Origin of the sequence: Comamonas sp. 17RB, from assembly GCF_030056555.1 — a bacterium.
Classification (GTDB): domain Bacteria; phylum Pseudomonadota; class Gammaproteobacteria; order Burkholderiales; family Burkholderiaceae_C; genus Comamonas; species Comamonas terrigena.
On sequence record NZ_JASHHY010000008.1, the window covers coordinates 14732 to 39949 of the forward strand.

The following is a 25218-nucleotide window of genomic DNA, read 5'->3' on the forward strand; positions in this document are numbered from 1 at the left end:
CGCTTGCTTACTGAATGATGAAGCTGGAGAACAGCACGCGGCGCACCGGATTGGCACGGCGACGGGGACGCTCTTCTTCCTCGCCGTCGTCGGCGTCATGCTCGACGCGTGCGGCACTTGGGCGCACGCCCAGCGGACGCGAGACTTCGGCCAGGATGTCGGCCGCCAGCTTTTCCTTGCCTTCGCGGCGCAGCAGCTCTTCGGCCGTGCGCTGCGACACCAGCATCAGCACCCCATTGCGGATGCTGGGCATGTACTGCTTGACGGAGGCCGAGGTCTTCTCGTCCTGCAGCTCCAGCGTGATGCCGATCTGCGCAAAGCGGTCACCGCCGGTATCGGCCAGATTCACCACCATGTTTTCCATGGGCAGGAAAGTCGGCACCAGCACGGCGGCGGCTTTCGACTCCTGCGCATCATCATCGGCGGCATGGCGTTGCTTGTTCACCAGAAACAGGCCCAGCGCGGCCGCGACGATCACCAGCAAAGCGACAACGGCACCGATCACGATCAGTTTTTTGCTCTTGGCAGGTTCTTTGCCAGGAGATGCTGCAGAAGAAGTGGCGGACACGTGTGATTCCTTGCGTGGAAAATGGGACTGCCCGGCGCCGAGCCGGCGGGTGACATCGCCCTGCGCGGGCTTCACAGCCTGATTTGTCAGACTGATCCGGCCATTGGACAGGGCGCCGCACTACGCTGGCTCAGGCCTGATACGGGCCTTTGGGTGCCAATTATTCCGGGCACGGTCGAAATCATAGCCAGAATAAAGCGCCGAAACATCGCCCAATCCCTGCCGCTCACGCCCGGTGTTCCGCTCCAGTGGGCAGAAAACCGTCTTTTTTGTTGCATTGCAGCACCCACACAGCCATGAATCCCGGCTGCCATGGCCTTGCAGTGCAGCAGACGTGACAAGGGGCGCACTCGGCGCCCCTGGTGGCTTCGCTCTTGTATACAGAGCGTGTTTTTTGCCGTTCACGCAAAAATATCGACGCCTTGGCGGCTGCCACTGCCCGCACGCTGCAGGCCGGGCGTCTGCTCAGCCCCCGCCTGCGATGGCAAGCGCACGCGGCGCGCGCCCTCGGGCATGAAAGCCTCCTGCGCACCAGAGGAATCGCCTTGCGAGCTGCCACTGCCCTGCGCCCCCACCTGCACCCCTGCCAGCTCCACCCCCTGGGCGGCCAGCATGTCACGCAGCTGGGCCACACTGGCATCCAGCATGGACCGGGTGGCCTGCTCGTCACTGCGGAACGTCACATGGGCGGTACTGCCTTCCATGGTGACCTGCACGCGGACCGGCGCGCCGTCCCGGTCCAGCACCACTTCGGCGCGTTGCTGTCGGGCATTCATCCAGAACGCCATGTCCGGCTCGGCCTGCGCACCCTGCGCATCTCCGTTGGACGTCTGCTGGCCGGCGGCGGCCTGCGCCACGGCGTTGTCCTGCAAGCGCCCTGTTCCAGCGCCAATCCCGGCGCCAGGAGGCACAGCGGCAGCATCCTGGGCTGAAGTGACCGCATCATCGACCGATTTGCTGCCGGCACGGCGCAGCCCCGCAGCCTCTGTCGCGCCCGTGGCCGACAGGAATTGCGACATCTGCCCCAGCAGGCGCTGCATCACCTCGGCAGGCTGTGCCTGGCGGTCGGTGGCCGTCCATTGGCCTTGCAGGCTGACACGCCCTTCGCTGCCGCGCTCGCCGCGCGACAGCGCGTCGCCGTCGTCAGACTTCACGGCATCGGCCATGGCATCCACCAGGGACTGTGCGGTATCGCTGACGGCATTCCATGCGGCAGCCCCGGCTACATCGCCTTGTGCCACCGCCTGCATCACGCCGCCACCCAAGGCCTGGGCCACGCCCTGCGCCACCACCGGCACCTGGGACGCAGCGCCCAGCGCGCTCTGGGCCGCACTGCGCATCAAACCCAAGGGGTCCCCCGCATCCATCCGCGTCTGCAAGTGGGAGCCATTGCGCAAGGCCACATCGGCGGACTGGTCCATGCGGGCCGTCTGCCCCACCAGGCTTTGCACCGTCCAGGCCGCATCGCCCACCATCAGGGTCATGGACGTCGCATCCCCCTCCACCGCGACCTCCGGTTGCGGCAGAGCCTGCGGCAGCCCCAGTCCCAGGCTGGGGTCCGTCCCCAACGCGCCCACGTCCGTCAACGCCGCATCGCTGGCTTCCGGTTGCGCGGCCGCCTGCAGCAGCCGGAAAAAGCCGGCGGCAGAGGTCTGCCCCGCGCTGTCGCTGTCACCCTCTGCAGCCCGTGGCTTGCGCTGCAGGGCCGCCAGTCCTTCTGCGGCCGTGGCGCGTTTGCCGGGAGCCGGGGTGGATGGCAATGTCTCCATGCTCAGGCCTCCTGGAACTGCATGCCGAAAGTGCGGCCGATGAACTGCAGCGCAGCACGCTCGTCCGTTTGCTTCTGTTCCCGGCGCAGCTGCGCCAGGGCGATGTCACGGCGGCGCGTCTCCACCACCTTGTTCAGGCTGGACAGGCGCAGCTCGGTGGCCATCAGGGCCTTCTGGGCAGCCTCCAGACGGATCGCCTGGTCCTGCATCACCCGGGTCTGCAAACCGATCGCATGCTGCAGCCGTGCCATGAACTGCTCGTGGTGGTACATCACCTCCAGCTTCAGTTCGGCACCTTCTTGCGGCGCCCAGCGCTGGCGCATTTCTTCCGTGTAACTTTCCAGCTGCTCCATCTGGGACTGTGCAGCCGCATGCGCACGCTGGCGCTCGCGCAAGGCCTGGCGGGCCTCATCGCGTTTGCGCGTAGCCATTTCAATGGCCACCATCAAAGCGTGAAGTGATGACATCAGCGTCTCCCTTTATTTGCTCACTGCTGTTCCAGGACCGCAGCCATGTCCACCAGACTCTGTTCCATGGGCGCCGCCTCAAACATGGTTTGCTGCAGAAACTGCACCATGGAGGGCTGCAGTCGAATGGCTTCATCCACCGCGGGATCGGAGCCACTCATATAAGCCCCTACTTGTATCAAATCCCTACTCTTTTGATAGCAGGAATAGACAGCCCTAAACCGCCTAGCTAGATCGAAGTGCTCACGCGTGACCACGTTGTGCATGACCCGCGACGCGGACTGCTCGATGTCGATGGCGGGGTAATGCCCCTGTTCCGCCAGCGCACGCGACAGCACAAAGTGCCCGTCCAGAATGGCGCGCGACGCATCCGCAATGGGATCCTGCTGGTCATCGCCTTCGGACAGCACGGTATAGAACGCCGTGATCGAGCCCACGCCATGCAGGCCGTTGCCGCTGCGCTCCACCAGGCCGGGCAGCTTGGCAAAACACGAGGGTGGATAGCCCTTGGTGGCCGGCGGCTCGCCAATCGCCAAGGCAATCTCACGCTGCGCCTGGGCGTAGCGGGTGAGCGAATCCATCAGCAGCAGCACATGCTGGCCCTTGTCGCGGAAATGCTCGGCAATGGCGGTGGCGTAATTGGCACCCTGCATGCGCAGCAGCGGCGGCGCATCGGCCGGCGCGGCCACCACCACGGCGCGCGAGCGGTCCTGCGCACCCAGAATATCTTCCACGAATTCCTTGACTTCGCGGCCCCGTTCGCCGATCAGGCCGACCACAATGACATCGGCCTTGGTATAGCGGGCCATCATGCCCAGCAGCACCGATTTGCCGACGCCCGAACCGGCGAACAGACCCAGGCGCTGTCCACGCCCCACGGTCAGCAGGGCGTTGATGGCCCGCACACCGGTGTCCAGGCTTTCGCGCACAGGGGCACGTTCCATGGCATTGATGGGCTCGCGGTCCAGGGTCTCGGCCTGTACGTTCGCCAGCGGTCCGGCATGGTCCAGCGGAACGCCTTGCGAATCCACCACCCGACCCAGCAGCCCATCTCCCATGGGCAGCCGCAGCACACCCTTGGCCAGCACCGGCACCTCGGTATCGCTCAGCTGCAACGGCGGCACATAGGGCTCGGCCGGTGTCACGGTCGCACCGCAAGACAGGCCCTGGATGTCCCCCGCCGGCATCAGAAAAGCGCGATCACCGGCAAAGCCCACCACCTCGGCCAGCACCGGTTCCTGCCCGGGCATCTGCAGATGGCATTGCGAGCCTACCGGCACGCGCAGGCCCGACGCTTCCAGCACCAAGCCCGTCAAGCGGGTGAGCGTGCCGTGGCTGTGCAGCGGCAAGGGCTGCTTGAGCCGCTCACGGCCCAGCTGCAAGAACCGTTGCAACTGGTCGGCCACGGGCATATCGGTGTCATTGGCCATGGGCAGGTGCTCCGTCATACCATGTGGACACCAGACCCAGCGCGGCCACGGCACGCTGCCAGCGGCGCTCCAGGCTGCCATCCACCTGTGCCCCGGCACTTTCCACCAGGCAGTCGCCTGGCTGCACGCTGGCATCCGCCAGCCATTCGATCTTGGGCTGCGGGTGGGCAGCCTTCAGTGGCTCCTGCAGGCGCTCCCAGTCCTGGGGATTCAGGCGCACCGTGGCGGGCTTGGATTCGGCCGACATCATGTCCAGCGCCTCGCGCACCACCGGCAGCAGGGCCTGGGGATTGCTGCGCAGTTCCTGGCGCACCACCTGGCGCGCAATATCGCAGGCCAGTTGCAACACATCCGGCGCCATGTGCTGCTGCATGCCTTGCACGTCGCGCTGCGCAGCCTGGAGCACTGCCTGCAGCTGTTCGGCCGCCTGGCGGCCTTGCTGGGCCATGTAATCATCAAAACGGTGCTGCCATTCGGCGCCCGCTTGCTGCTTGCCCTCTTCCAGCCCCAGCCCATGACCAGCCTGCATGCCGGCCTCATAGCCTGCATCATGCGACTCCTGGCGGGCCTGCTCCAGCTGGGCATGCACCTCTTCTTCGCGCAGCTGGACGGCGTTGTCCTCTTCCGCCACCACCGCGTCTTCGGGCAATGCCTGCGTCGCCATGCCCTGCGGGGCAGGGGGTGGCAGCAGGTCCGTCAGCGTGGCCAGCTCGTGCAGGGGCTGCAGCGCCGCGCCCGGCGCGGATTTCTGCACATCGCCGAACTGCCAGTGGCGCACGGACTGTGCATCGATCTCTTCGCTGGGGATGAAACGTGCGTAGTGGTGGGTGGAACTTGTCATGACCACGTCCTCACACGAAGCTGTCTTCGGCACCACCGCCGATGGTGATCTGGTTCTCTTCGGCCAGACGACGCACCACCTTCAGGATTTCCTTCTGCTGCGCTTCCACTTCCGACAGGCGCATCGGGCCGCGGGACTCCAGGTCTTCCTTGAGGGCTGCCGAAGCACGCATGGACATATTCGCCAGAATCTTGTCGCGCACCTCCATCGAGCCACCCTTGAGCGACACGATCAGGGTCTCGGACGGCACTTCGCGCAGCACCAGCTGCAGCGAGCGGTCGTCCAGCTTGACCAGGTCGTCGAACACGAACATCTTGTCCATGATCTTCTGCGCCAGGTCGGCGTCGTAGTTGCGGATGGTGTCCAGCACCGCCACATCGGCATTGCCGCCCAGCTGGTTGATGATTTCGGCAGCGGTCTTCACACCGCCCAGCGATGTCTTGCGGATCTTGTCGCCACCTGCCAGCACCTTGTAGAGCACCTCGTTCAGGTCCTTCAGGGCCGAAGGCTGGATACCTTCCAAGGTGGCCACACGCAGCATCACTTCGCTGCGCAGACGCTCGGGCAGCTGCATCAGCACGGCTGCCGCCTGTTCATGTTCCAGGTGAACCAGGATGGCCGCCACGATCTGCGGGTGTTCGTTACGCAGCAGTTCGGCCACAGACACCGGGTCCATCCACTTCAGGCTTTCAATGCCCGAGACATCGCCACCCTGCAGGATACGGTCCAGCAGCAGGGCAGCCTTGTCGTCACCCAGCGCGCGCCGGAGCACCGATTTCACATAGCCGCTGGCATCTTCCACCAGCAGGCTTTGGGCTGCGCAATCGTCCGTGAAGCGGGCGATCACGAAATCCACTTTTTCCTTGGACACGGCGCGCATGCGGGCAATGGTTTCGCCCAGCTTCTGCACCTCCTTGGGCGACAGGTGTTTGAACACCTCGGCCGCCTCCTCCTCGCCCAGGGACATCAACAAAATGGCGGCGTCATTCAGGCCACGGTCATCCATAAGATTCTCTTTGTATGTGGTGTGGAATCAAGGAGTCGCTTCAGGACGCCTCGCCGCTGATCCAGGTCTTGACGATGTTGGCCACCGCAATCGGGTTCTGCTTGGCCAGGGCACGCGCCTGCTCGAGTCGAATCTGCTCGGGCGAAGGCTCGCCCGGCTTCAGCGGCGCGGCCAATGCGGGGCGTTCCAGCTCTTCGGCAGCCAGCAGGTCCACGGCAGTCGCTTCCTGCTTCTTTTGCTTGCGGCGGCGCAGCAGCAGACCCAGCAGGACCACGGCAGCGGCCACGCCCAGACCCACAGGCCAGGCCAGGGTCTTGGCCAGTTCAATGGTTTCAGGCTGGCGCCACAGCGGCAGGTTCTCGACATTCACCTTCTCCACACGGAAAGGTGCGTTCATCAGGTTGACCGAGTCCCCGCGATCGGCGTTGTAGCCAATGGTCTCGCGCACCAGGGCCAGCATCTGGGCCTGCTGCTCTGCCGGCAGCGCCTTCGGTACCGCAGCACCTTCGCCTTCGGCCGCCGCCACGGGCAGGTAGTTGACCACCACCGCGGCCGTCATGCGCTTGATGCCACCGGTGCTGTTGCGGGTGACCCTGACGGTCTTGTCCACTTCAAAATTGGTCACCGACTCGCGCTTGCTGCCGGGAATGCTCATGAAGTCGGCCTTTTGCGTGCCGTTGGCAGCCTGCAGCACCGGTGCATTGTTGCTGTTGATCGGCGCCTGGTTCTGCTGGGGCGGCTGGTTGCTGGTGGCGCCGGGCACGCCGGTCGGCGGCTGGGGCTTTTGCTCACCGGTGCTCTCCACCACCTGCTGGCTGCGCACGGCACTGGGCGCCTGGCCCTGGTTGGGATTGTGCTGCTCGGTGGTGGATTCGGACTGCGAGAAGTCCAGCTCGGCCGTCACCTGGGCTTTGACATTGCCCTTGCCCACCACGGGCTCCAGGATGTCCAGAATGCGTTGGGTGTATTGCTTTTCCAGCTGCTGCTGGAACATCAGCTGCTGCAGATCGACCGGGCTGTCCTTGCCATCCGGCGCCTGCGACAGCAGCTTGCCGCTGTCATCCAGCACACTGACCGCCGTGGGCAGCAGCTCCGGCACGCTGGACGAGACCAGGTGCACGATGCCGGCAATCTGGGTGCGGTCCAGCACACGGCCGGGGTACAACGTCAGCAGCACCGAAGCCGAAGGCTTTTGCTGCTCACGGAAAAATCCATTCTGGTTGGGCAGGGCCAGGTGCACGCGGGCGTTCTGCACCGCCGACAGGCCCTGGATGGAACGTGTCAGCTCGCCTTCCAGCGCACGCTGGTAGTTCACACGCTCCTGGAACTGGGTGATACCGAACTTGCTGCCCTCCATGATCTCGAAGCCCGACACCGAACCCTTGGGCAGGCCTTGCGTGGCCAGCTTCAGGCGCACGTCATGCACGCGGTCGGCCGGAATCATGATGGCGCCACCGCCTTCGGTGTACTTGTAAGGCACGTTCATGCCCGCCAGCTGCGCCACGATGGCGCCGCCATCCTTGTCGCTGAGGTTGGAGAACAGCACCCGGTAATCCGGCTGGCGGCTGAAGAAGAAGGCCGCGGCCACAGCGGCCACGGCCACAGCGGCAACCGCACCCCAGCGCAGGCGCTGGCCGCGGTCCATGTCGCTGATGCGCTGCTGCCAACTGGCAGGCGCCTGCGTGACTGCGGGAGGCGGATTCTCGGCAACAGGGACTTGTGCGACAGCGGACATGGGTTCTTCCACAAACAGAAAGTGCGGGCCCGACACGGAGCCCAACGTGGTGCCGAGTATGCGAAATCCCCCCGCCGGCGTTCCCCCAATAAGGCGCGGCTTTCCCGCTTTATTCCCCCAGATGCACTTTCCCCGCCCGCCTACGATTGCGCCATCTTCAAGTCACCATCAGGAACCCACCATGGACCTCCGTCTTCATAGCGCGACCTCACCCGTCTCTGCCGGCGGCGACCTGACCGCCCGCCTGACCAAACCTCTGCAAAAGGCCGAGGCCCAGGGCAACGGCTTCAGCACCGAGCTGGAAAGCGCGCTGCGCTCGGTCAGCGCCTCGCAGAACCATTCTTCCCACCTGCAAAAAGAAGTGCAGCTGGAAAATCCGTCGGTCAGCCTGGAAGAAACCATGGTGGCCATGCAGAAAGCACAGATCGGCTTCCAGGCTACGCTGCACGTACGCAATCGCCTGGTCCAGGCCTACACCGATGTGATGAACATGCAGGTGTAATGACCCCATTGGAATGCATGCCAGCCGCATGCATTCACCCCTTTCCTCTTCACAGTTCACACTTCAAGTAGCCACGGAGCAATCTGTGGCTTTTTTTTGTCCGTAGACGACGCCTGCTGCGCTGCACCGCTCCAACTACGCAAGGACTGGCATCTTCCAGAGCCCGGATGTGGCGGCACAGGGGGCCGCGCTGCAAAGAACACGCGGCCATTTACCCCGACCACACACCTAACCATCCTGCAGCACGCCAATTCGCCAATTCATCAGCAGACATCCCCCCCCTTCCAGGCAGCTGGCCGCCAACAGCGATCCTGGCGCCCATGCAACAAGGCCCGCACACCTCTCGGCATGCGGGCCTTGTAATCTGTCGAATCAGATGGGGTTCAGTGCATCAGCGATGCAGGCACCTTGCCCAGATGGTCCAGCTGCGCCAGCCAGGGCTCGGCCAGGATACGGATCTGGGCATCGTTGCGCAGAATGCGCTGCATGATGCGCGTCTTTTCCTTGCGCTCCACGACGGACAGCACGTTCTGCTCGGCCTGGACACGCAGTTCATTGATCAGCACACCACAGGCCTTTTCACAGTCGACCACCGCATCCCAATCATGAGACTGGGCTGCTTGCAGCATGTCTGCGCTCTTCGCTTCGATTGCTTTGTAGTAATCCAACAACTGCATCTCCATCTCAGTCTCCACGTGCGACTGTATCCACCTGAGAACCAATTTCTTTCCACCCCTGTGCCACAGGCTGCAAAACACTGATCACCTCTTCCACCAGCGATGCATCGCTGTGCAGATTGGCCTTGGTCAACTGTGCCACACAGTAGTCATACAGCAAGCGCAGATTTGCAGCCAGTTCGCCGCCTTTTTCCATATCCAGACCCATGATCAGGCCTTCCTGCAGAATGCGGACAGACCGGGAGATGTGCTGCCCCTTCTCCTCGATATCCCCGCGCTCTATGGCGCCACGCGCCGCATTCAGCGACTGGAACAGGCCATCGAACAGCATCTGGATCAGCATATGCGGAGAGGCATCTTCAACGCCGGAGTGCACCCCTACCTGGCGGTAGGCATTCGCTTTGCTGAAACCTGTGGACGAAAACATGTAATTCCTTGTGCACCTAATTTGTTGGCAATAAAACCGCTGGCCCAGCCAACTCAATCACTCGACTTGTTCCAGGTCGTCACCATCTGGCTGACGTAGGAATCCAAAGCATTGAGCGATGCCATCTTCACATCCAGCGCGCTGTACTGTGCACGCAGACGGGTTTCCAGCGTCGAGGCCCGGGCATTCACCTTGTCCTGCTGGTCACCATTGTTGTCCAGCTGCTTTTGCAAGGCGTCGGTCTTGTTGTTGAGCGTTCCCTCCCAAGCCAGCAGCTCGTCGGTGAACGTCTTGTAATTGGTGGCCACACCGCCACCCGCGCCCTGCGCATCGGCCTTGGCAGTGAACAGGCTCTTGAGCGAATCCACATCCTTCAGCGCGGCGGTCATCTTTTCCGTATCCACGGTTAGCTTGCCGCCCTGCTGCATCTGCATGCCGACTTCGGACAGGCGCGTGTAGGCCCCTGTGGCGTTGCTGGAAACGCGCTGCAGCATCATCCGCAAGGAGTTCTGCAGGCTCACCGTGCTGCTGTCGCCCTGCAGCAGACCGCTGCCATCCTTGATGGCCGCATCATCCGTTTTGCCGTCCGCGGTGCGCACACTCTTGGTGGACTGCGACAGCAGATCATTCACCGCGTTGTAGGCATCCACAAATTTCTGGATGCTGGCCTGCACCGCGTCCTTGTCGGGCGCGATCGTCAGCAGCGAGGTTCCCACTGCCGATACCGAAATCGACAGCCCTGGGATCGTCTCCGCAAAGGTGTTGGTATTCGACTCCAGCTTCACGCCATTGAGTTCCATCTCGGCATTCTTGGCAGCCTGCGTGGTCGTGATGCCACCCGTACCCGCCAAGGTCACCAGATTGCCGGTGTCCAGCGTACCGAATGCTTGCAGGTCGCCATTGGTATCGACACTCGAGCCCAGGCTGACCTCAAACTTGCTGTCCAGGCCGGTTTCCCGCGAGCGAATCATCAGCTGCTCGTTGCCCGAGCTGTCCTTGATGACCGTGGCCACCACGGACTTGCTGATATTGGTGTCGCCGTTGATCTTGTCCGCTACGTTCTGCAGCGTGTCCGATGCATTGATGGACAGGTCAAAGGTCTTGGTTTCCAGGTTACCAATCTTGAAACGCATCACCCCCGACACGTCCATCGTGGCACCTTTGGCCAGCTTGGTCGTCACCGAGGTCTGGCTCTGCGCGAGCTGCAGCACATTGACGTTGTAGGAGCCGGCGGCGGCCAGCCCGGTCATGGCACCCGTGGCAGCAGAGCCGGAGGACGACACCTTGGAAGCACCCCAGGTGCGGTCCAGTGTCAAATCCCGGGCGGCAGCATTGAGGTCATCCATCAGCGACTTGATCTGCCCATAGGACGAGATCTTGGCACTGATGATTTCTGCCTTCGACTGCAGCGTTTCCAGTGGTTTTTTCTCGAGCTCCACCAGCTGAGAGACGATCTCGTCAACCTTCAGCCCGCTGCCGATACCTACGGATGAAACGCCCATATTGCATACTCCTTGCTGATCCGTGCCGGTCTGCACAGATCTGAAACTGCACGTATTGTGTAACCTCTTGCCGGAATACAAAAGGCCGAATTAAACGGAGAGCACCGGACAGTACGTCTGACCCGCTACCCCTACACCTTGCCTATTTGAGATATCGGCCGGTTTTCCCGATAGTTGAGGGTCTTCGACTGCCGTTTGTCGGATCCCAACATCACAAGACGCCATACACACCGACCAAACCCAGCTGGCCAAAAAAAAGACCGCCATGAATCCATGGCGGTCATCAAAGCAAACTTTCATTCAGCCAGCAACCATGGCCCATCACAGGTCATGGCTGCTGCCTGGCTGATTAACGCAGCAGGCTCAGCACGTTCTGCGGCAGCTGGTTGGCCTGAGCCACCATGGCGGTACCGGCTTGTTGCAGGATCTGAGCGCGGCTCAGGTTGGCAGTTTCGGAAGCGAAGTCGGCATCGATGATGCGACCACGGGCAGCTGTCACGTTTTCGTTCTGGATGTCGATGTTTTCGACAGCCTTCTCGAAGCGGGTCTGCAGGGCGCCCAGCTGACCACGTGCAGAGCTCACGCTGTCAATGGCCTTGTCCAGACGCTGCATGGCTTCCCAAGAACCCGACTGGGTGCTGATGTCGATCTGGTCGATACCCTTGTCGCCGGCTTCCGTCAGGGTACCAGCGGCCACCAGGTTCGCACCCGTACCGGTCACGTTGGTGCCGGAGCTGTACGTCACTGCCACGCTTGTAGCGGTTCCCGACTTGTCTTCGGTTGCACGCAGTTGGATCTGCTTCACGCCAGCAGCATCTTCTTCCAGGAAAGCCGTCACGCCGGTGTCAGCGGTCTTGGAGTTGATCGCTTCGATCGCCTTGCCCAGAGCCTGTTCCTTGGTCATGTTGGCATCGGCCTTGATCGTGACAGTCTGCACGGCGGTCGAATTGGCACCTTGGATACCAATCGTCACGTCCGCAGCAGCCACGGTGCCGTTGCCAGCCAGGATGGTCTGCAGGGCATCGGTCGCCGTGGCGGCCGTCGCACCGGAACCGTAGATGGAATTACCCAGCTCGGTCACCTTGGTGTTGCTCAGGGCACCCACGGTGATGTTGTCGCCGGAATTGGCACCCACCTGGAACACGCCACCGGTGAAGCTGCCGTCCAGCAGCTTGGCGCCGTTGAAGGTCGTGGTCTTGGCCACACGGTCCACTTCGTCACGCAGCTGGCTCAGCTCGGCCTGCAGGGCTTCGCGGTCGCTAGCGCTGTTGGTCGCGTTGCTGGACTGAACAGCCAGGTCACGCATACGTTGCAGCATGTCGCCCACCTTGCCCAGCGCACCTTCCGCGGTTTGCGCCAGCGAGATGCCGTCGTTGGCATTGCGGGCAGCCACGGTCAGGCCACGAACCTGGGTGCTCATGCGTTCGGAGATGGCCAGACCAGCGGCATCGTCCTTGGCACTGTTCACACGCAGACCCGAGGACAGGCGTTGCATGGAGGTCGACAGCGAATTGCCAGACAGACCCAGGTTACGTTGCGCGTTGATCGACACAACATTGGTGTTAATGGTCATTGCCATTTGATTTCCCCTTCTTTTCTAACGCTCACACAGTGATGGATAGCGTCAAACCGGTCCCATTTGCTCAAGCCCAAGAACGGTTGACACCTTGTTTTCAGGCAGTTGCCCGCCCGTAATTCCGGATCCATGCCCTGCGAGAGAGGGGGTGCAGGGCACGGGGTTATTCATTCAAACGCTGTACCCAGAGTTCCGCGGTTTGCGTGTCCCTGGGTACGGTGCCTCTTACTTCAGCAGGCTCAGCACTTGCTGGGGCAGCTGGTTGGCCTGGGAGACCATGGCGGTACCCGCTTGCTGCAGGATCTGCGCACGGCTCAGGGCAGCGGTTTCGCTGGCGAAGTCGGCATCGATGATGCGTCCACGGGCAGCCGTCAGGTTTTCGTTCATCGACTCGATGTTCTCGATGGACTTCTCAAAGCGGGTCTGGATGGCACCCAAACCGGCCCGTGCGGAGCTCACGGAGTCGATGGCACCGTCGATACGCTGCAGCGCTTCCCAAGAGCCCGACTGGGTGCTGATGTCCAGCTTGTCGATACCCTTGTCGCCTGCATCGGTCACGCTTGCAGCGGCCACCAGGTCCGCACCGGCACCGGTCACATTGGTACCCGTGCTGTAGGTGATCGCAACACCCGTGGCATTGCCTGCCTGTTCCGCGGTCGCACGGATCTGGATCTGCATGACGCCAGCGGCATCCTCTTCCAGGAAAGCCGTCACGCCAGTGTCAGCCGTCTTGGAGTTGATCGCCTCGATCGTCTTGCCCAGCGCCTGCTCCTTGGTCATGTTGGCATCGGCCTTGATGGTGATCGTGTGCACCGTGGTCGAATCGGCACCTCGGATACCGATCGTCACGTCTGCGGCAGCAACCGTACCGTTACCCGCCAAGGTGGTTTGCAGAGCCTCGGCGGTCGCTGCAGTGGTGGAGCCGGAGCCGTACACCGAATTGCCCAGCTCGGTCACCTTGGTGTTGCTCAGGGCACCCACGGTGATGTTGTCGCCGGAATTGGCCCCCACCTGGAACACGCCGCCGGTGAAGCTGCCGTCCAGCAGCTTGGCGCCGTTGAAGGTCGTGGTCTTGGCCACACGGTCCACTTCGTCACGCAGCTGGCTCAGCTCGGCCTGCAGGGCTTCGCGGTCGCTCTTGCTGTTGGTGGCGTTGCTGGACTGCACGGCCAAGTCACGCATGCGCTGCAGCATGTCACCCACCTTGCCCAGCGCACCTTCTGCCGTCTGTGCCAGCGAGATGCCATCGTTGGCATTGCGGGCAGCCACGGTCAGGCCACGGACCTGGGTGCTCATACGCTGGGAAATGGCCAGACCGGCGGCATCGTCCTTGGCGCTGTTGACACGCAGACCCGAGGACAGACGTTGCATGGCGGTGCCGAGCGAGCTGCCGGACAGACCCAGGTTGCGTTGGGCGTTGATCGAAACGATGTTGGTGTTGATGGTCATGGCCATGATGCGATTCCTTTTATCCAGGCGATAGTTGATGAACGTTTGCTTTTGCCGGTGCTTGCGGTTGTCTCTGTGGACCTTTGCACCCCCTTGAGGCTGCGTGCTTGCTCCGTACAAAACTGTTATCGGGCCCCCTGGAAATTTCTTTAGCTTTTTTTCGCATCCGCCTGCGAAGGCCGCTTTGCTCCCTGCAGAGCCCCCATCCCCTCTTCTGCCCCGCCTCCGTCACGAAAGACCGAGAAGCGCGGTGATTGCTGCGTTTATTCCCGCTATGCCGAGCCGCCCTCCATAGAAGAATTCCCCCATCGCTAGCGTTGCCTGTCGCTTATTTGTGCCCACGGTTTCAGTAGCGATGCGATGCAACCCGCCCTTTCACTAGAGGAACAGCAATGGCCGCAACTATCAACACCAATATTGCTTCGATCAATGCGCAGCGAAACCTGACCCTCTCGGGTAGCTCGCTGAACACCACCATGCAACGTCTGTCGTCAGGCCTGCGTGTCAACAGCGCCAAGGACGATGCCGCCGGTCTGGCCATCGCAGAGCGCATGAACACCCAGGTCCGCGGCCTGAGCGTGGCCTCGCGCAATGCCAACGACGGCATTTCGCTGGCACAGACGGCAGAAGGTGCGCTGGGCAAGGTGGGTGACATGCTGCAGCGCATGCGTGAACTGGCCGTGCAAGCCTCCAACGCCACCAACAGCGACAGCGACCGCAAGGCCCTGCAGGCCGAAGTCAGCCAGCTGTCGGCTGAAATTGACCGTGTGGCCAAGCAGACCAACTTCAACGGCCAGAAGATTCTGGACGGTTCGTTTGCCGGCGCCGTGTTCCAAGTGGGCGCCAACTCCGGCGACAACGTGACCCTGGGCGCACTGGCAGACACCCGCGCTTCGCAGCTGTCCACCACGTCCTATGCCGCCACGAACTCGGTCGTGGATCTGGCCTCCATCACCGACATCAGCACCTCCATCCCGGCAGACCCTGCTACCGCTACTGCAGCAGACTTTGCCTCCATCACCGTCGGTACCGCCCCCAACGCCACCGTGGTCACCCTGGAAACGATCAAGGCTGCCCAGAATCCGCAAGAGCGTCTGGGCCAGGTGGTGACGGCCATCAACAACAAGACCGCCGACACCGGTGTGACCGCCTACCTGACCAAGATCGAGGGCACGGAAACCTACAAGGTGGAATTGATGTCCGGCAAGCTGGACGCCAATGGCGAACCCGTGCCCGTCACGCTGTCCGCGAACTTCTCTGCCGCTGCCACGGGCATCGTCAAGGCCGACTTCGACATGGCAGGCGGCACCGCCGCGGCAACGTCGGTCATCAACGACAAGGGCATTGAGCAAATCGATGTCACCACCCAAGCCGGCGCCTGGGTGGCCCTCAAGAAGATCGACAGCGCCGTGGACCAGGTCAATGGCGCACGCGCCACCCTGGGCGCGGTGCAGACCCGCTTCGAAAATGCAGTGAACAACATCGACATCCAGGTCGAGAACCTGTCTGCTGCCCGCGGCCGTATCATGGACGCCGACTTCGCCAAGGAAACCGCCAATCTGAGCCGTACCCAGATCCTGCAGCAAGCTGGCACAGCCATGGTGTCGCAAGCCAACCAGATCCCGCAGAACGTTCTGCAGTTGCTGCAAAAGTAATCTCAACATTCTTACTGGCTACGTCGTTACCGGCCGCATCAAGAGCCGCAGCATTCAGTTGCAACTGGGTGCTGCGGCTTTTTTTTAGGCATTCAAAACCATCTCTCCAATGAACATTCTGCTGGTCGATACCAACTTCTCCTCGATGCCAATCTATGAGTCACTGGTGGCCGGGGGACATAATGTCTTTGTCATTGGCGGGAATAGAAATGATTTTTTAGCCGTAGGCCTGAATAACTATATTCACGCAGATTATTCCAACAAGGAAATTCTGGCTGCGGTCGTCGCCCAATATTCGATTGATTGCATCGTCCCGGGATGCAACGATGCATCGTATGCCGCATGCACCGGCATTCCCCATGTTCAGAACGCTGCGAGCATTGATAGTGCAGACGTCGCACAAAAAATACTCAACAAAGAGCTTTTCAGGAACTTTGCGCAAGCGAATAACCTATCAGTTCCCCGCAAGCATGACATTGCGCAAGTTCGCAGCTCGCCGCCTCAGCGCCCCATCATTGTCAAGCCAACAGATTCTTTCAGCGGGAAAGGCATTACCAAGCTGTATTCTCCGGCCGCTGAAGAACTGGAATCGGCCATTCAGCTGGCGATACAAAACTCAAAGTCCCAGAACTGCCTGGTTGAAGACTATATAGAAGGTCAGCTATATAGCCATTCTGCGTTCATTGGCGCAGAAAGCATTGTCCGTGACTTCTGGGTGACCGAGTATGGCTTCGCAAACCAGTATGCGGTGGACACCAGCTATGTCGCTCACGAACTCAGCGATGCCATCAAAAACAAGATTCGGCATGAGATCACACAGCTGGCGCGCATTCTCAATATAAAAAATGGGCTGGTTCACACGCAATTCATCGTGGACCACAGTCACAATATATGGCTGATTGAAATCACCAGAAGATGCCCAGGTGATTTATACAGCAAGTTGATCCAACATTCTTCTGGCTTCGATTATGCTGCGGCATATGCCAGCTATTTCATCCATCCACAGTTTGATATCTCTCAGACACCTGCCGATGATGGAAAGATAGTTTTGCGCCACACGATCACAGACAACCACACCGGAATTTTCAAGTCCATTGAATTCAGCAAGCATATTCCCATCCTGGAATATATACAGATTGCTTCCATTGGCGCCGCCATCAAACCAAGCCCGGCAGGACGCATCGGCATTCTCTTTCTGGAATGCCAAGATCATGGTGAATTGAAAGAGATCTTAAAAATGATCTCTAACAAGCAGCTATATAAGATCAATTACATGACAGCGCAATAAGATCGCCACGAAAGCTTCAGGAACGCACTCGTATGAACCACACACCTCATCGACCCCTTCGCCTTGGATTCATCGGTGGTGCCATCAACTCCGCCGTAGGCTATGCCCACTATACGGCCTCCACGCTGGACAAGCGTTTTGAGCTGGTCACAGGCTGCTTCAGCAGGAATGCGGAAATCAACGCAAAAACCGGCATGGCGTACGGGATTCAACCCGAACGCGTATATGAGAGTTGGGGTGAGTTGATTCAGAAAGAGAAAAACAATATTGATGCGCTGGCGGTGCTGACCCCCACCCCCATGCACACTCCGATACTGAATTGTGCATTGGAAAATCAAGTTCCTTTGATTTGCGAAAAAGCACTGACCACATCATTGCGAGAGAGCCTGGACATAGAAAGAAATGTAATAACGCATGCAGGCTTTTTGGCCGTTACCTATAACTATACCGGCTACCCCATGGTCCGTGAACTCCGTGAAATGATCCGTCAGGGGCGGCTTGGCACACTGCAACAAATCCATGTGGAGATGCCGCAGGAAGGTTTCTCGCGCATCACCAATGGTATGGCACCCAGCCCCCAGAAATGGCGGCTCAGCGATGCGGAGATTCCGACGGTCTCCTTGGACCTGGGTGTTCACGCACACCATCTGGTTGAGTTCCTGGGCGCAGGAGAAGCGGTCGAGGTCGTTGCCGATCACCGCTCCTACGGGCTGTTTGAAAATATTCTAGATGATGTCAGCTGCATTGCACGTTACCCCAACAATGTGCGCGCCAATTACTGGTATGGCAAATCTGCATTGGGCTATCGCAATGGTCTGCGTATCAGGGTTTTCGGCTCCAAGGCCTCGGCAGAGTGGGTCCAAGCGGAACCGGAAGAAATCCAGTGGAATTCACAAGACGGTCGGCGTGAGCGCATAGACCGAGGGTCTTCGCAGTTGATGACCGCAAACAGTGCCCGCTACACAAGGTTCAAAGCGGGCCATCCTGCAGGATTCATAGAGGCTTTTGCCAATCTCTATACCGATATTGCAGACCTGCTTGCAAGCAAAGACTCACATCGCGACTCCAGCTACGTTTTTGGCCCATCCAGTGCGGCCCGTGGACTGGCTTTTCTGGAGGCAGTGCACCGGTCTGCCCACAGCGGAAAATGGGAAAACATTGCTCGCGCGTCCAGCGAGATGCAGGCACCACCACTTCATGTCACCGAGGCTCTTTCATGCTGAACCACGCCATACTCTCTCACCCCTCAGAATTCCTGACCCAGTGGGCAGCGCATCCCAACCCGCGCCAGAGCACTGCCGAGGTATTTTTGGCAGATCAGAAAAAGCGCTATGCTTTGGGGCGCAATGAAAACACATTGCTGCTCGCGAAAGATATTCAACTTTCAGGCGTGGTGGATGATTTCATTACGGAGCCCATGGATTGGCATGGACTGCCTGTTGTAAGTCAGCATGCACTGCCTGCAGATGCGATCCTGGTCAATACGGTTGCCAATGCACGCCCCATCACTGCACAGCAGAATGTTCAAAGACGAGGAGATGGTCTGTGGCTGGATCATTCAGACCTCTATCAGATTTACCCCGATCTTTTCACCCCTCCTGAGTACGTCCAGCAGAGCCGTGCGACTTTGCAGGAAAAATCAGAACACTTTGATTATTTGTACCGAAAACTGGCAGATGATGAATCCCGGAAAACACTTTTAGATATTTTTCACTACCGAATGACGGGATCTCCCTCATTCATGCATGGCTATACATGCCGAGTGAATGATCAATATTTCGAGTCATTTTTTGATTTTCCGCAAGACGGTTCCTTTGTCGACGCGGGCGGTTTTCATGGAGAGACCAGTCTAGAATTCTCCAGCCGCTACCCAGCCTACTCCGATATCCATGTTTTTGAGCCATCTGCAAGCAACTATGAAAGAGTCCTGGATGCGTTAAAAAATACACGCAATACCAATGCCTACAGAGTGGGGCTCTCCAGCAAAAAAGAGGTATTGCGATTTTCTGGCGACAATGGCTCCGCAAGCAAAATAAGCGACTCTGGTACGGATTCCATTGAAGTGGATCGCCTGGATTCTTTCAACCTATCCCGCGTAGACTTCATTAAGATGGATCTGGAAGGCTGGGAACTGCATGCACTCAATGGCGCACAAGCGACCATCTTGAAGAATCACCCTATTCTTGCGATCAGCGGTTATCACCATCCGCAGGATTTCATCCAAATTTATGATTTTGTCACGCAACTCAGAAAAGACTACAAGATCTATCTCCGACACTACACCGAAGGATGGACAGAAAGTGTCTTGTATTTTGTTCCCATCAATGTGACAAAGATATGAATGCATTAAAATATTTCTCCAATTCAGAACTCTATGCTGAAATATGCCAGCGGCGCGGAGATTTGATCAATTTCGGGAAAAGCCAACTCAAGATCGACTGCAGCATGGGTGGAGGCATCTATCAGACAGACAATGCCTGGTCAGAGTTTCACCATCCAGTATACGAGGAGATAAGAAATCTTATTGCTCCCCAGTTGATTGTAGATATCGGCGCCAATATTGGATTTTCTTCTGTTTGCTTTGCAGAAAATTTTCCTGAAACAGATATTATTGCAATCGAACCAAATGCAAGCCTTGCATCGCTCTATAAGAAAAATATGGAGATCAACTCGATAAAATGCTATGAACTGAAGAACATTGCGATGGGCGACTCGGCAGAGGATGTGGGGTTCCTAGAATGCCCGGGATTCTCCGTCGATGGTCGTGTTGCCAGCGGAGACGACACACCAAGTTACGCAGTTTCCCAGAATACGTTGTCAGGCCTTCTGTCAAAATTCCCCGACGACAAGTCAGTATTCATTAAAGTTGACACCCAAGGGTATGACTTCAAGGTGCTTCAAGGTGGTGAAGAATTCTTCAAACGGAATCATAATTTCCTTGTTCGAACAGAGTTTGCACCGGCATGGATAGATAAAGTAGACGCGCAGGGCTCTCATGCTTTCCTGACCTATCTGGTGGAAAATTTTGATGCGATTGAGTTATCACCGCCGACTTTTCACAACACCTCTTTGGCAGATCGCTTCAAGACGCCATTGACACCCCAAGACATTGCCCCATTTGACGCATACGTTCGGAAAAGAGCCAATTTCGGAAAAGGCTATGTGGACTTGCTGATCAAGTCCAAAAGTAAAAAAATTTCCCTCTGATCGCCTATGAAAAAACCGACATTGCTTATATTTCCCGCGGTAATTGATGGTGCAGAAAATATTGCAAAGACAGCAAAACAGCTAGGTTTTTCTGTGATTGGGGCCAGCTCTGTTCCGCTGCATTCTCCTTCAAAATACTTCGAAGAAATAATATCACTTCCCTATATCACCGACCCTGCTTTCAACACAACCTTTGAAAGCGCGCTAGAAAATCACCATATTACGCATATCCATTCACCCCACCATGGGGTCTGGTCTCATTTCAAGAACATCTTGAAAAAAGGTCCAGATGGCGATGCCGAGAAATATGCATTCACTCTGTGCAACGATCACCCATTCCAGAACTATTGGAATGAGTTCGAGCCCCATCTGAACTGGGCTGACAAAGCACTTCAGGATCACTTGGCACTGTCAATCGACGGCATGCATGCTGCCCCGGCCATGAACCGACTGCAATACGCCGCACTGCACAGAGGCTTCTTGCGCGTTCCAGGTGAAAGCGATTCCGAGAAATTGACGGCCATGTCTGCCATTGCACGCCTTGTTCCCGCAGGCGATGTGGTGGAAATCGGCTCGCTCTTTGGCAGATCCGCGTATGCCTTGGCACGGCTGGCCCAGCACTACCGCGTGGGCTCCACCATCTGTGTCGATCCATGGCGCATGGAGCAAATTGTGGATCAAGGAGCTGCCGCCCAGGGCTTGTTCGATAGCAGATCACTGATTGACCTTGACCGTGTTTTTGCAGAGTTTTGCGCTACGGCCAGCGAAGTCGGCAGCATGGGCTATATCCGGGCACCATCGGTTCAAGCCATTGAGACCTACCTCGATGCGATTCCCGGTCAGCGCTTGCACTCTCCCGACCTGGGTGATGTCCCGGTCACGGGAAAAATAGCGCTGCTGCATATCGATGGAAATCACCGCTATGACCATGTCGTTCAGGATATTGAAACCTGGTCGCCCCATCTGATACCAGGCGGTTGGTTGCTGTTGGACGATTATGTGTGGGCCTTCGGCGATGGGCCGCAGCGCGCAGGGGACGAACTGCTTCGCACAGGAGATTACGATCAGGCTTTTGTGGCCAGCGATACGCTTTTTCTGCGGCGCCGCCCGGCCTGAAGCACAGGACGCCCCCGCCCCACCACGGACGCCTGCCGCAGCCCGGCGTCCGCGGGCTTAACGCCCCCGGACCATGCGCTTGCGCCTCTTCTGTGCGGCAGGCGCACATGGGATGCCACGCTAGAGCGCAGCGGTAGCAAGTGGCGCTTCACGCAGGCCTGAGCGCCGCGCGGATCGCGCCACGGTCTCCGCCACCCGCGCCCTCTGTGCTGGCGTGATGTCCATGAAAAAGGGCAGCCCCAGCAAAGTGCGAGACAGTTGCTGCGCATTGGGCACCGCCAAGGTCTCACAACGTTGCTGGAGTACCGCCATATCGCTCAACAAGGGCTGGTACCAGCGCCGGGTCGTGATGTTGGCTTGCGTCAGCCCTTGCTCGGCCTGGTTGCGTGCCGCTTCATCGGGGAATTGTGCACACAGCAATGCAGGCGCTTGAATGCTGCCTGCCGCCCCCGGTTTCTGCCAACCCAGCAGCCCCCCTGTGGCGCGATCCATTTCCGCTACCAAATCGGCATGCAACGCTTTTCGCTGGAGCGAACGCTGCTCCCAGATCTGAAGCGACGCCAGACACACGGCGGCGTGGTATTCGCTCATCTTGGCGTTGGTGCCGGTGGCAGACAGGGAGCCTAAAGGCAGGCCGGAACCCGCATCCAGATTGATACCGAAGTTGGACAACTGCCGCACCTTGGCGGCCAATCCCGGACGGGAAGAAACCACGACCCCGCCCTCGATGGCGGGCAGGCTTTTGGTGGCGTGCAAGCTGAACACCAAGGTTCCCTGCGCCCCTTGCAACCATTGGCTGCCGTAAGCGGCGGCGGCATCAATCACCACGGGAATTCCGGTTTCCTCTTCAAACTGCTGCCACGCCTGCATATCGTGCGGCATGCCAAACGTGGCGACGGCAAGCACTGCATCGAGTTGCCGGCCCACACACGCCTGGCGCGCGATATCCGGCGTCAGCAGCCAGCTGTGTGCATCCACATCGGCCAGCACAGGAATATGGCCCGCACGCAACACGGCAGTGGCCGTGGCCACAAAAGTGAAGGCAGGCACCAGTATGCGTGACCCCGGCGCCAACGCGAGTGCCTGCAGCACCAGCTCCAGACCCAGAGTGGCATTGGCCACGGTGGTGATTTGGGGCTGCGGAAGCGCAAACTGTTGCGCAAAGCGGGATTCCAGCTCACACACCAAAGGGCCGAAATTGGAATAATGCCGTGCGGCATGCACTTTTTCCAGCCAGGGCAATAAATACTGCGGTGCCGGAATGTCCGGAACCAATAATGGAATCCGCTCCAATTCCTGCGCAGTATCTGCTTTCATAGCGCTGGCTCCATTTCCTGCAACAAGGCATCCATATCAACTTGCGTATCCAGGATTTTTTTATTGCCGCGCAGCCAGTTGATCCACATCAGGCGGAAGGATTTCTCCACGTCCGCAGTTCGTTCTGCAAAATTCATATACCCGCAGTTCTGCATTTGCTCGCGCGCACCCAGACGCTGGCGCAACAATCGCTCCGGATCATTCATCAAATCCAAAACCGCCTGTATATATTCATCGGTGTTGCGCGTGATTTCCGCATCAGCCCCGACCGTTCGCAAAATACGGGCCGCAACGACATCCACCCCGCGCTCTGCATCCATGGAAACCACCGTCAGTCCCATCCACAGCGCATGGAAAACCGTGGTACCTCCCGACATAGGAGCGGTATCCAGCATGATGTCGGCAATGTGACCCAGCTCCATGAAATTGTTCAAAGGCTGCTGCTGCATCACAAAAACACGGTCCAAAGGCATTCCAGCAGCCTCTACACGGGGCTGCATGTCGGCCTGCGCAGCATCGGCATCCAGCTCCTTGACCAAGATGATCAGCCGGGCATCTTCGCGTGCATGAAGGATCTTGGACCATACCGCCAGCATTTCGTCTGTGATCTTTGCAGAACTGTTCGGTGAAACCAGCGTCGGATAGCCGTTGCGCTCCATCGGCAACGTCTCACACAACGGTGCATACACGGGAGGGGCATAACACCCTGAAAACGGCATCTGGAATAGCGCTTCGGAATAATAAGGTGCATGACTGGGCGGTGCGACCCCACTGTCAACCAGACGATAATCCATGGCCTTCATACCCAAGGTCTGCATATACCCCACCCACGTCACCTGCACAGGCGCCGCTCTTTGTGCAAAGACGCCCAGTCTGTGGCCGTGCGTGAAACCAGACAAATCAACCAGCACATCGATTTGATCATCCCGGATTTTCTGATGAAGGTCCTTATCGGAAAGCCCGATAACATCTTCCCAGTACTGCACATGCATACGCAGCTGCGGCGTGTAATGGTCCCATGGTCCATTCGAGTACACATGAATTTCATACTCATCCTGATTATGAAATTTCAGTACCGGCAACATAAAGAACGCTACCGAATGCTCCCGAAAATCGGCTGTGACGTAACCGATTTTTAGTTTTTTCCGGGGATTCCGATCCCCAACGACCAGGGGCTTGGCCTTGCGAGTGAGCGGATCGGCAAAACGGCGTCCCCAGTCCTGAGCCACCTTCAGCGCCACCTCCGGGCTGCGGGAGGAGTGGGCATGGATATAGGCACGCAACAGCCAGGCGTTGTTTTCCGAAGAGCGCTTGCACGCCTCATCCACCATCTGACAGGCTTGTTCACGCCGGCCAATGCTGAACACCGCCAGTGCCATCAGCTGGTGTGCGCCTTGCGCCCGCTCATCCAGCGCAATGGCCGTTTCCAGCGCCCCGATGGCAGCCGACCAATTCGACATCCGTGCGTACACCACGCCGATCAATACCCACAGGTTGGCGCTCATCACATGGTCCTTGGCCAGGCACATGAGCTCGGTCAGCGCCGGCAAAAACTTGTTTTGCCCGATCAGCCTGACATTGATGTCATGCAGCGCATGGGAAAGCATCGGCACGGGTTCAGAGGCAACCACAGCTTGGTCAAGCGTTGTCATATAGCAAGTGATGAAAGAAATCGAAATATCTGTTGACCAGAATACACTTCTAGCCTAGCCAAGTCTCCCTCGATAAGATCCTCCCCAAGCGCCGAAGATGCGCATTTTTCCGCCGCTTCTTCCCCCCTTAGCTCGGCCTGCTGACTGACAGAATCCTCCCCATGCTTGTCCTCATCGGTTACCTCGTGGCCTTCGGCTGCATCTTCGGCGTCTACGCCCTGCACGGCGGCAATATGTCCGTGCTGGCCAAGGCGCTGCCTTTTGAAATGGCCACCATTGGCGGCGGGGCGTTTGGCGCCTTCATCGTGAGCAATCAGCCCAAGGTGCTGAAGGCCACGGCTGCTGCCATTCCGCTGGCCATCAAAGGCTCCAAGTACACCAAGGCCCGGTTCATGAGCCTGCTGGCCCTGCTGTACGACCTGCTGCAGAAGGCCCGCAAGGAAGGCCTGATGGCCATCGAATCCGATGTGGAAGAGCCCAACGAATCGCCGCTGTTCCAGAAGTACCCTGACATCCTGGCCGACCACCATCTGGTGGAATTCATCACCGACTACCTGCGGATGATGGTCTCCGGCAACCTCAATTCGCACGAAATTGAGACCCTGATGGAGAACGAGATCGAGGCCCACCACCAGGAAAACCACCGCCCTGTTGCAGCCTTGCAACGCCTGGCAGGTGCGCTGCCCGCCTTCGGTATCGTAGCCGCCGTGCTGGGGGTGGTGAACACCATGGGCTCCGTGGGCCAGCCCCCGTCCGTGCTGGGCGGCATGATCGCTTCCGCCCTGGTGGGGACCTTCCTCGGTATCTTGCTGGCCTATGCGCTGGTGGAACCGCTGGCCGGCGTGATCGAACAGATTTTCCAGGACGGCTCCAAGGAACTGGAATGCGTGAAGTGCACGCTGATCGCCAGCATGCAAGGCTACAACCCGCCCACGGCCATTGAATTCGGCCGCAAGGTGCTGTTCTCGACCGAACGCCCCGGCTTTGTGGAGCTGGAAGAGCACGTCAAGGGCCAGAAGTAAGCCTCCAGCGGT

At 59.0% G+C, this 25218-nt stretch carries 22 protein-coding genes; 8 read left to right on the forward strand and 14 right to left on the reverse strand.

The annotated features are described in order from the left end of the window. Nucleotides 1–7: 7 nt before the first annotated feature. The 7 genes from QM470_RS14710 to fliF all read right to left on the reverse strand — a co-directional run bounded on the left by QM470_RS14710 (nt 8) and on the right by fliF (nt 7816). Nucleotides 8–568 (reverse strand): flagellar basal body-associated FliL family protein, encoded by a 561-nt coding sequence (locus QM470_RS14710; RefSeq protein WP_066541832.1) that lies wholly within the window; start codon nt 566–568, stop codon nt 8–10. A gap of 401 nt (nt 569–969) precedes the next feature. Beyond that, a complete protein-coding gene (locus QM470_RS14715; protein ID WP_283339783.1) occupies nt 970–2337 on the reverse strand; it encodes a flagellar hook-length control protein FliK in 1368 nt (455 codons plus the stop codon). A gap of 2 nt (nt 2338–2339) precedes the next feature. Beyond that, the gene (gene fliJ / locus QM470_RS14720) at nt 2340–2804 is read right to left on the reverse strand and encodes a flagellar export protein FliJ (RefSeq protein WP_066541831.1); all 465 of its coding nucleotides are present in this window, start codon (nt 2802–2804) and stop codon (nt 2340–2342) included. 20 nt (nt 2805–2824) lie between these two features. Next, nucleotides 2825–4216: a flagellar protein export ATPase FliI gene (gene fliI / locus QM470_RS14725; protein ID WP_066541826.1), complete on the reverse strand. Its 1392-nt coding sequence runs from the start codon at nt 4214–4216 to the stop codon at nt 2825–2827. Nucleotides 4217–4223: 7 nt separating this feature from the next. After that, nucleotides 4224–5075: a FliH/SctL family protein gene (locus tag QM470_RS14730; protein WP_283339784.1), complete on the reverse strand. Its 852-nt coding sequence runs from the start codon at nt 5073–5075 to the stop codon at nt 4224–4226. A 10-nt stretch (nt 5076–5085) separates the two neighbouring features. Further along, nucleotides 5086–6081 carry a flagellar motor switch protein FliG gene (gene fliG, locus QM470_RS14735; RefSeq protein WP_066541760.1) on the reverse strand — a complete coding sequence of 332 codons (996 nt, stop codon included), beginning with the start codon at nt 6079–6081 and terminating at the stop codon, nt 5086–5088. Between the two features lie 40 nt (nt 6082–6121). Continuing rightward, the gene (gene fliF / locus QM470_RS14740; RefSeq protein ID WP_283339785.1) at nt 6122–7816 is read right to left on the reverse strand and encodes a flagellar basal-body MS-ring/collar protein FliF; all 1695 of its coding nucleotides are present in this window, start codon (nt 7814–7816) and stop codon (nt 6122–6124) included. Between the two features lie 181 nt (nt 7817–7997). On the opposite strand from fliF, the gene fliE reads away from it, so the two are divergent. Beyond that, a complete protein-coding gene (gene fliE, locus QM470_RS14745) occupies nt 7998–8318 on the forward strand; it encodes a flagellar hook-basal body complex protein FliE (protein ID WP_066541758.1) in 321 nt (106 codons plus the stop codon). A 383-nt stretch (nt 8319–8701) separates the two neighbouring features. Here the strand turns inward: fliE and QM470_RS14750 are convergent, their stop codons facing one another. The 5 genes from QM470_RS14750 to QM470_RS14770 form a co-directional block, all read right to left on the reverse strand. Then, the gene (locus tag QM470_RS14750) at nt 8702–9001 is read right to left on the reverse strand and encodes a flagellar protein FliT (RefSeq protein WP_283339786.1); all 300 of its coding nucleotides are present in this window, start codon (nt 8999–9001) and stop codon (nt 8702–8704) included. A gap of 1 nt (nt 9002) precedes the next feature. Further along, nucleotides 9003–9422, reverse strand: a complete 420-nt coding sequence (fliS, locus tag QM470_RS14755) for a flagellar export chaperone FliS (protein WP_283339970.1) — start codon at nt 9420–9422, stop codon at nt 9003–9005. A gap of 53 nt (nt 9423–9475) precedes the next feature. After that, nucleotides 9476–10924, reverse strand: a complete 1449-nt coding sequence (gene fliD, locus QM470_RS14760) for a flagellar filament capping protein FliD (RefSeq protein ID WP_283339787.1) — start codon at nt 10922–10924, stop codon at nt 9476–9478. A gap of 349 nt (nt 10925–11273) precedes the next feature. Continuing rightward, entirely contained in the window at nt 11274–12503 is a 1230-nt protein-coding gene (locus QM470_RS14765; RefSeq protein WP_283339788.1) for a flagellin, read from the reverse strand. 222 nt (nt 12504–12725) lie between these two features. Then, a complete protein-coding gene (locus tag QM470_RS14770) occupies nt 12726–13955 on the reverse strand; it encodes a flagellin (protein ID WP_283339789.1) in 1230 nt (409 codons plus the stop codon). Nucleotides 13956–14341: 386 nt separating this feature from the next. Between QM470_RS14770 and QM470_RS14775 the strand changes: the two genes are divergently transcribed. From QM470_RS14775 to QM470_RS14800, 6 genes are all read left to right on the forward strand, one after another. Continuing rightward, entirely contained in the window at nt 14342–15604 is a 1263-nt protein-coding gene (locus QM470_RS14775; protein WP_283339790.1) for a flagellin, read from the forward strand. 109 nt (nt 15605–15713) lie between these two features. Then, nucleotides 15714–16892: an ATP-grasp domain-containing protein gene (locus tag QM470_RS14780; RefSeq protein WP_283339791.1), complete on the forward strand. Its 1179-nt coding sequence runs from the start codon at nt 15714–15716 to the stop codon at nt 16890–16892. A gap of 32 nt (nt 16893–16924) precedes the next feature. Next, the gene (locus QM470_RS14785; RefSeq protein WP_283339792.1) at nt 16925–18115 is read left to right on the forward strand and encodes a Gfo/Idh/MocA family protein; all 1191 of its coding nucleotides are present in this window, start codon (nt 16925–16927) and stop codon (nt 18113–18115) included. After that, nucleotides 18109–19233, forward strand: coding sequence for an FkbM family methyltransferase (locus tag QM470_RS14790; RefSeq protein WP_283339793.1), 1125 nt, complete (start codon nt 18109–18111; stop codon nt 19231–19233). The genes QM470_RS14785 and QM470_RS14790 overlap by 7 nt, the downstream gene beginning before the upstream one ends. Beyond that, nucleotides 19230–20099, forward strand: a complete 870-nt coding sequence (locus QM470_RS14795; protein ID WP_283339794.1) for an FkbM family methyltransferase — start codon at nt 19230–19232, stop codon at nt 20097–20099. The genes QM470_RS14790 and QM470_RS14795 overlap by 4 nt, the downstream gene beginning before the upstream one ends. Nucleotides 20100–20105: 6 nt before the next feature. Continuing rightward, nucleotides 20106–21215, forward strand: a complete 1110-nt coding sequence (locus QM470_RS14800) for a class I SAM-dependent methyltransferase (RefSeq protein ID WP_283339795.1) — start codon at nt 20106–20108, stop codon at nt 21213–21215. A 120-nt stretch (nt 21216–21335) separates the two neighbouring features. Here the strand turns inward: QM470_RS14800 and QM470_RS14805 are convergent, their stop codons facing one another. Together QM470_RS14805 and QM470_RS14810 are read right to left on the reverse strand one after the other, a co-directional pair. Beyond that, entirely contained in the window at nt 21336–22532 is a 1197-nt protein-coding gene (locus QM470_RS14805; protein ID WP_283339796.1) for a DegT/DnrJ/EryC1/StrS family aminotransferase, read from the reverse strand. After that, nucleotides 22529–24184, reverse strand: coding sequence for an O-linked N-acetylglucosamine transferase, SPINDLY family protein (locus QM470_RS14810; protein WP_283339797.1), 1656 nt, complete (start codon nt 24182–24184; stop codon nt 22529–22531). Before QM470_RS14810 ends, QM470_RS14805 begins: the two co-directional genes overlap by 4 nt. Before the next feature lie 161 nt (nt 24185–24345). On the opposite strand from QM470_RS14810, the gene motA reads away from it, so the two are divergent. After that, entirely contained in the window at nt 24346–25206 is an 861-nt protein-coding gene (motA, locus tag QM470_RS14815) for a flagellar motor stator protein MotA (protein ID WP_066541733.1), read from the forward strand. Nucleotides 25207–25218: the final 12 nt, after the last annotated feature.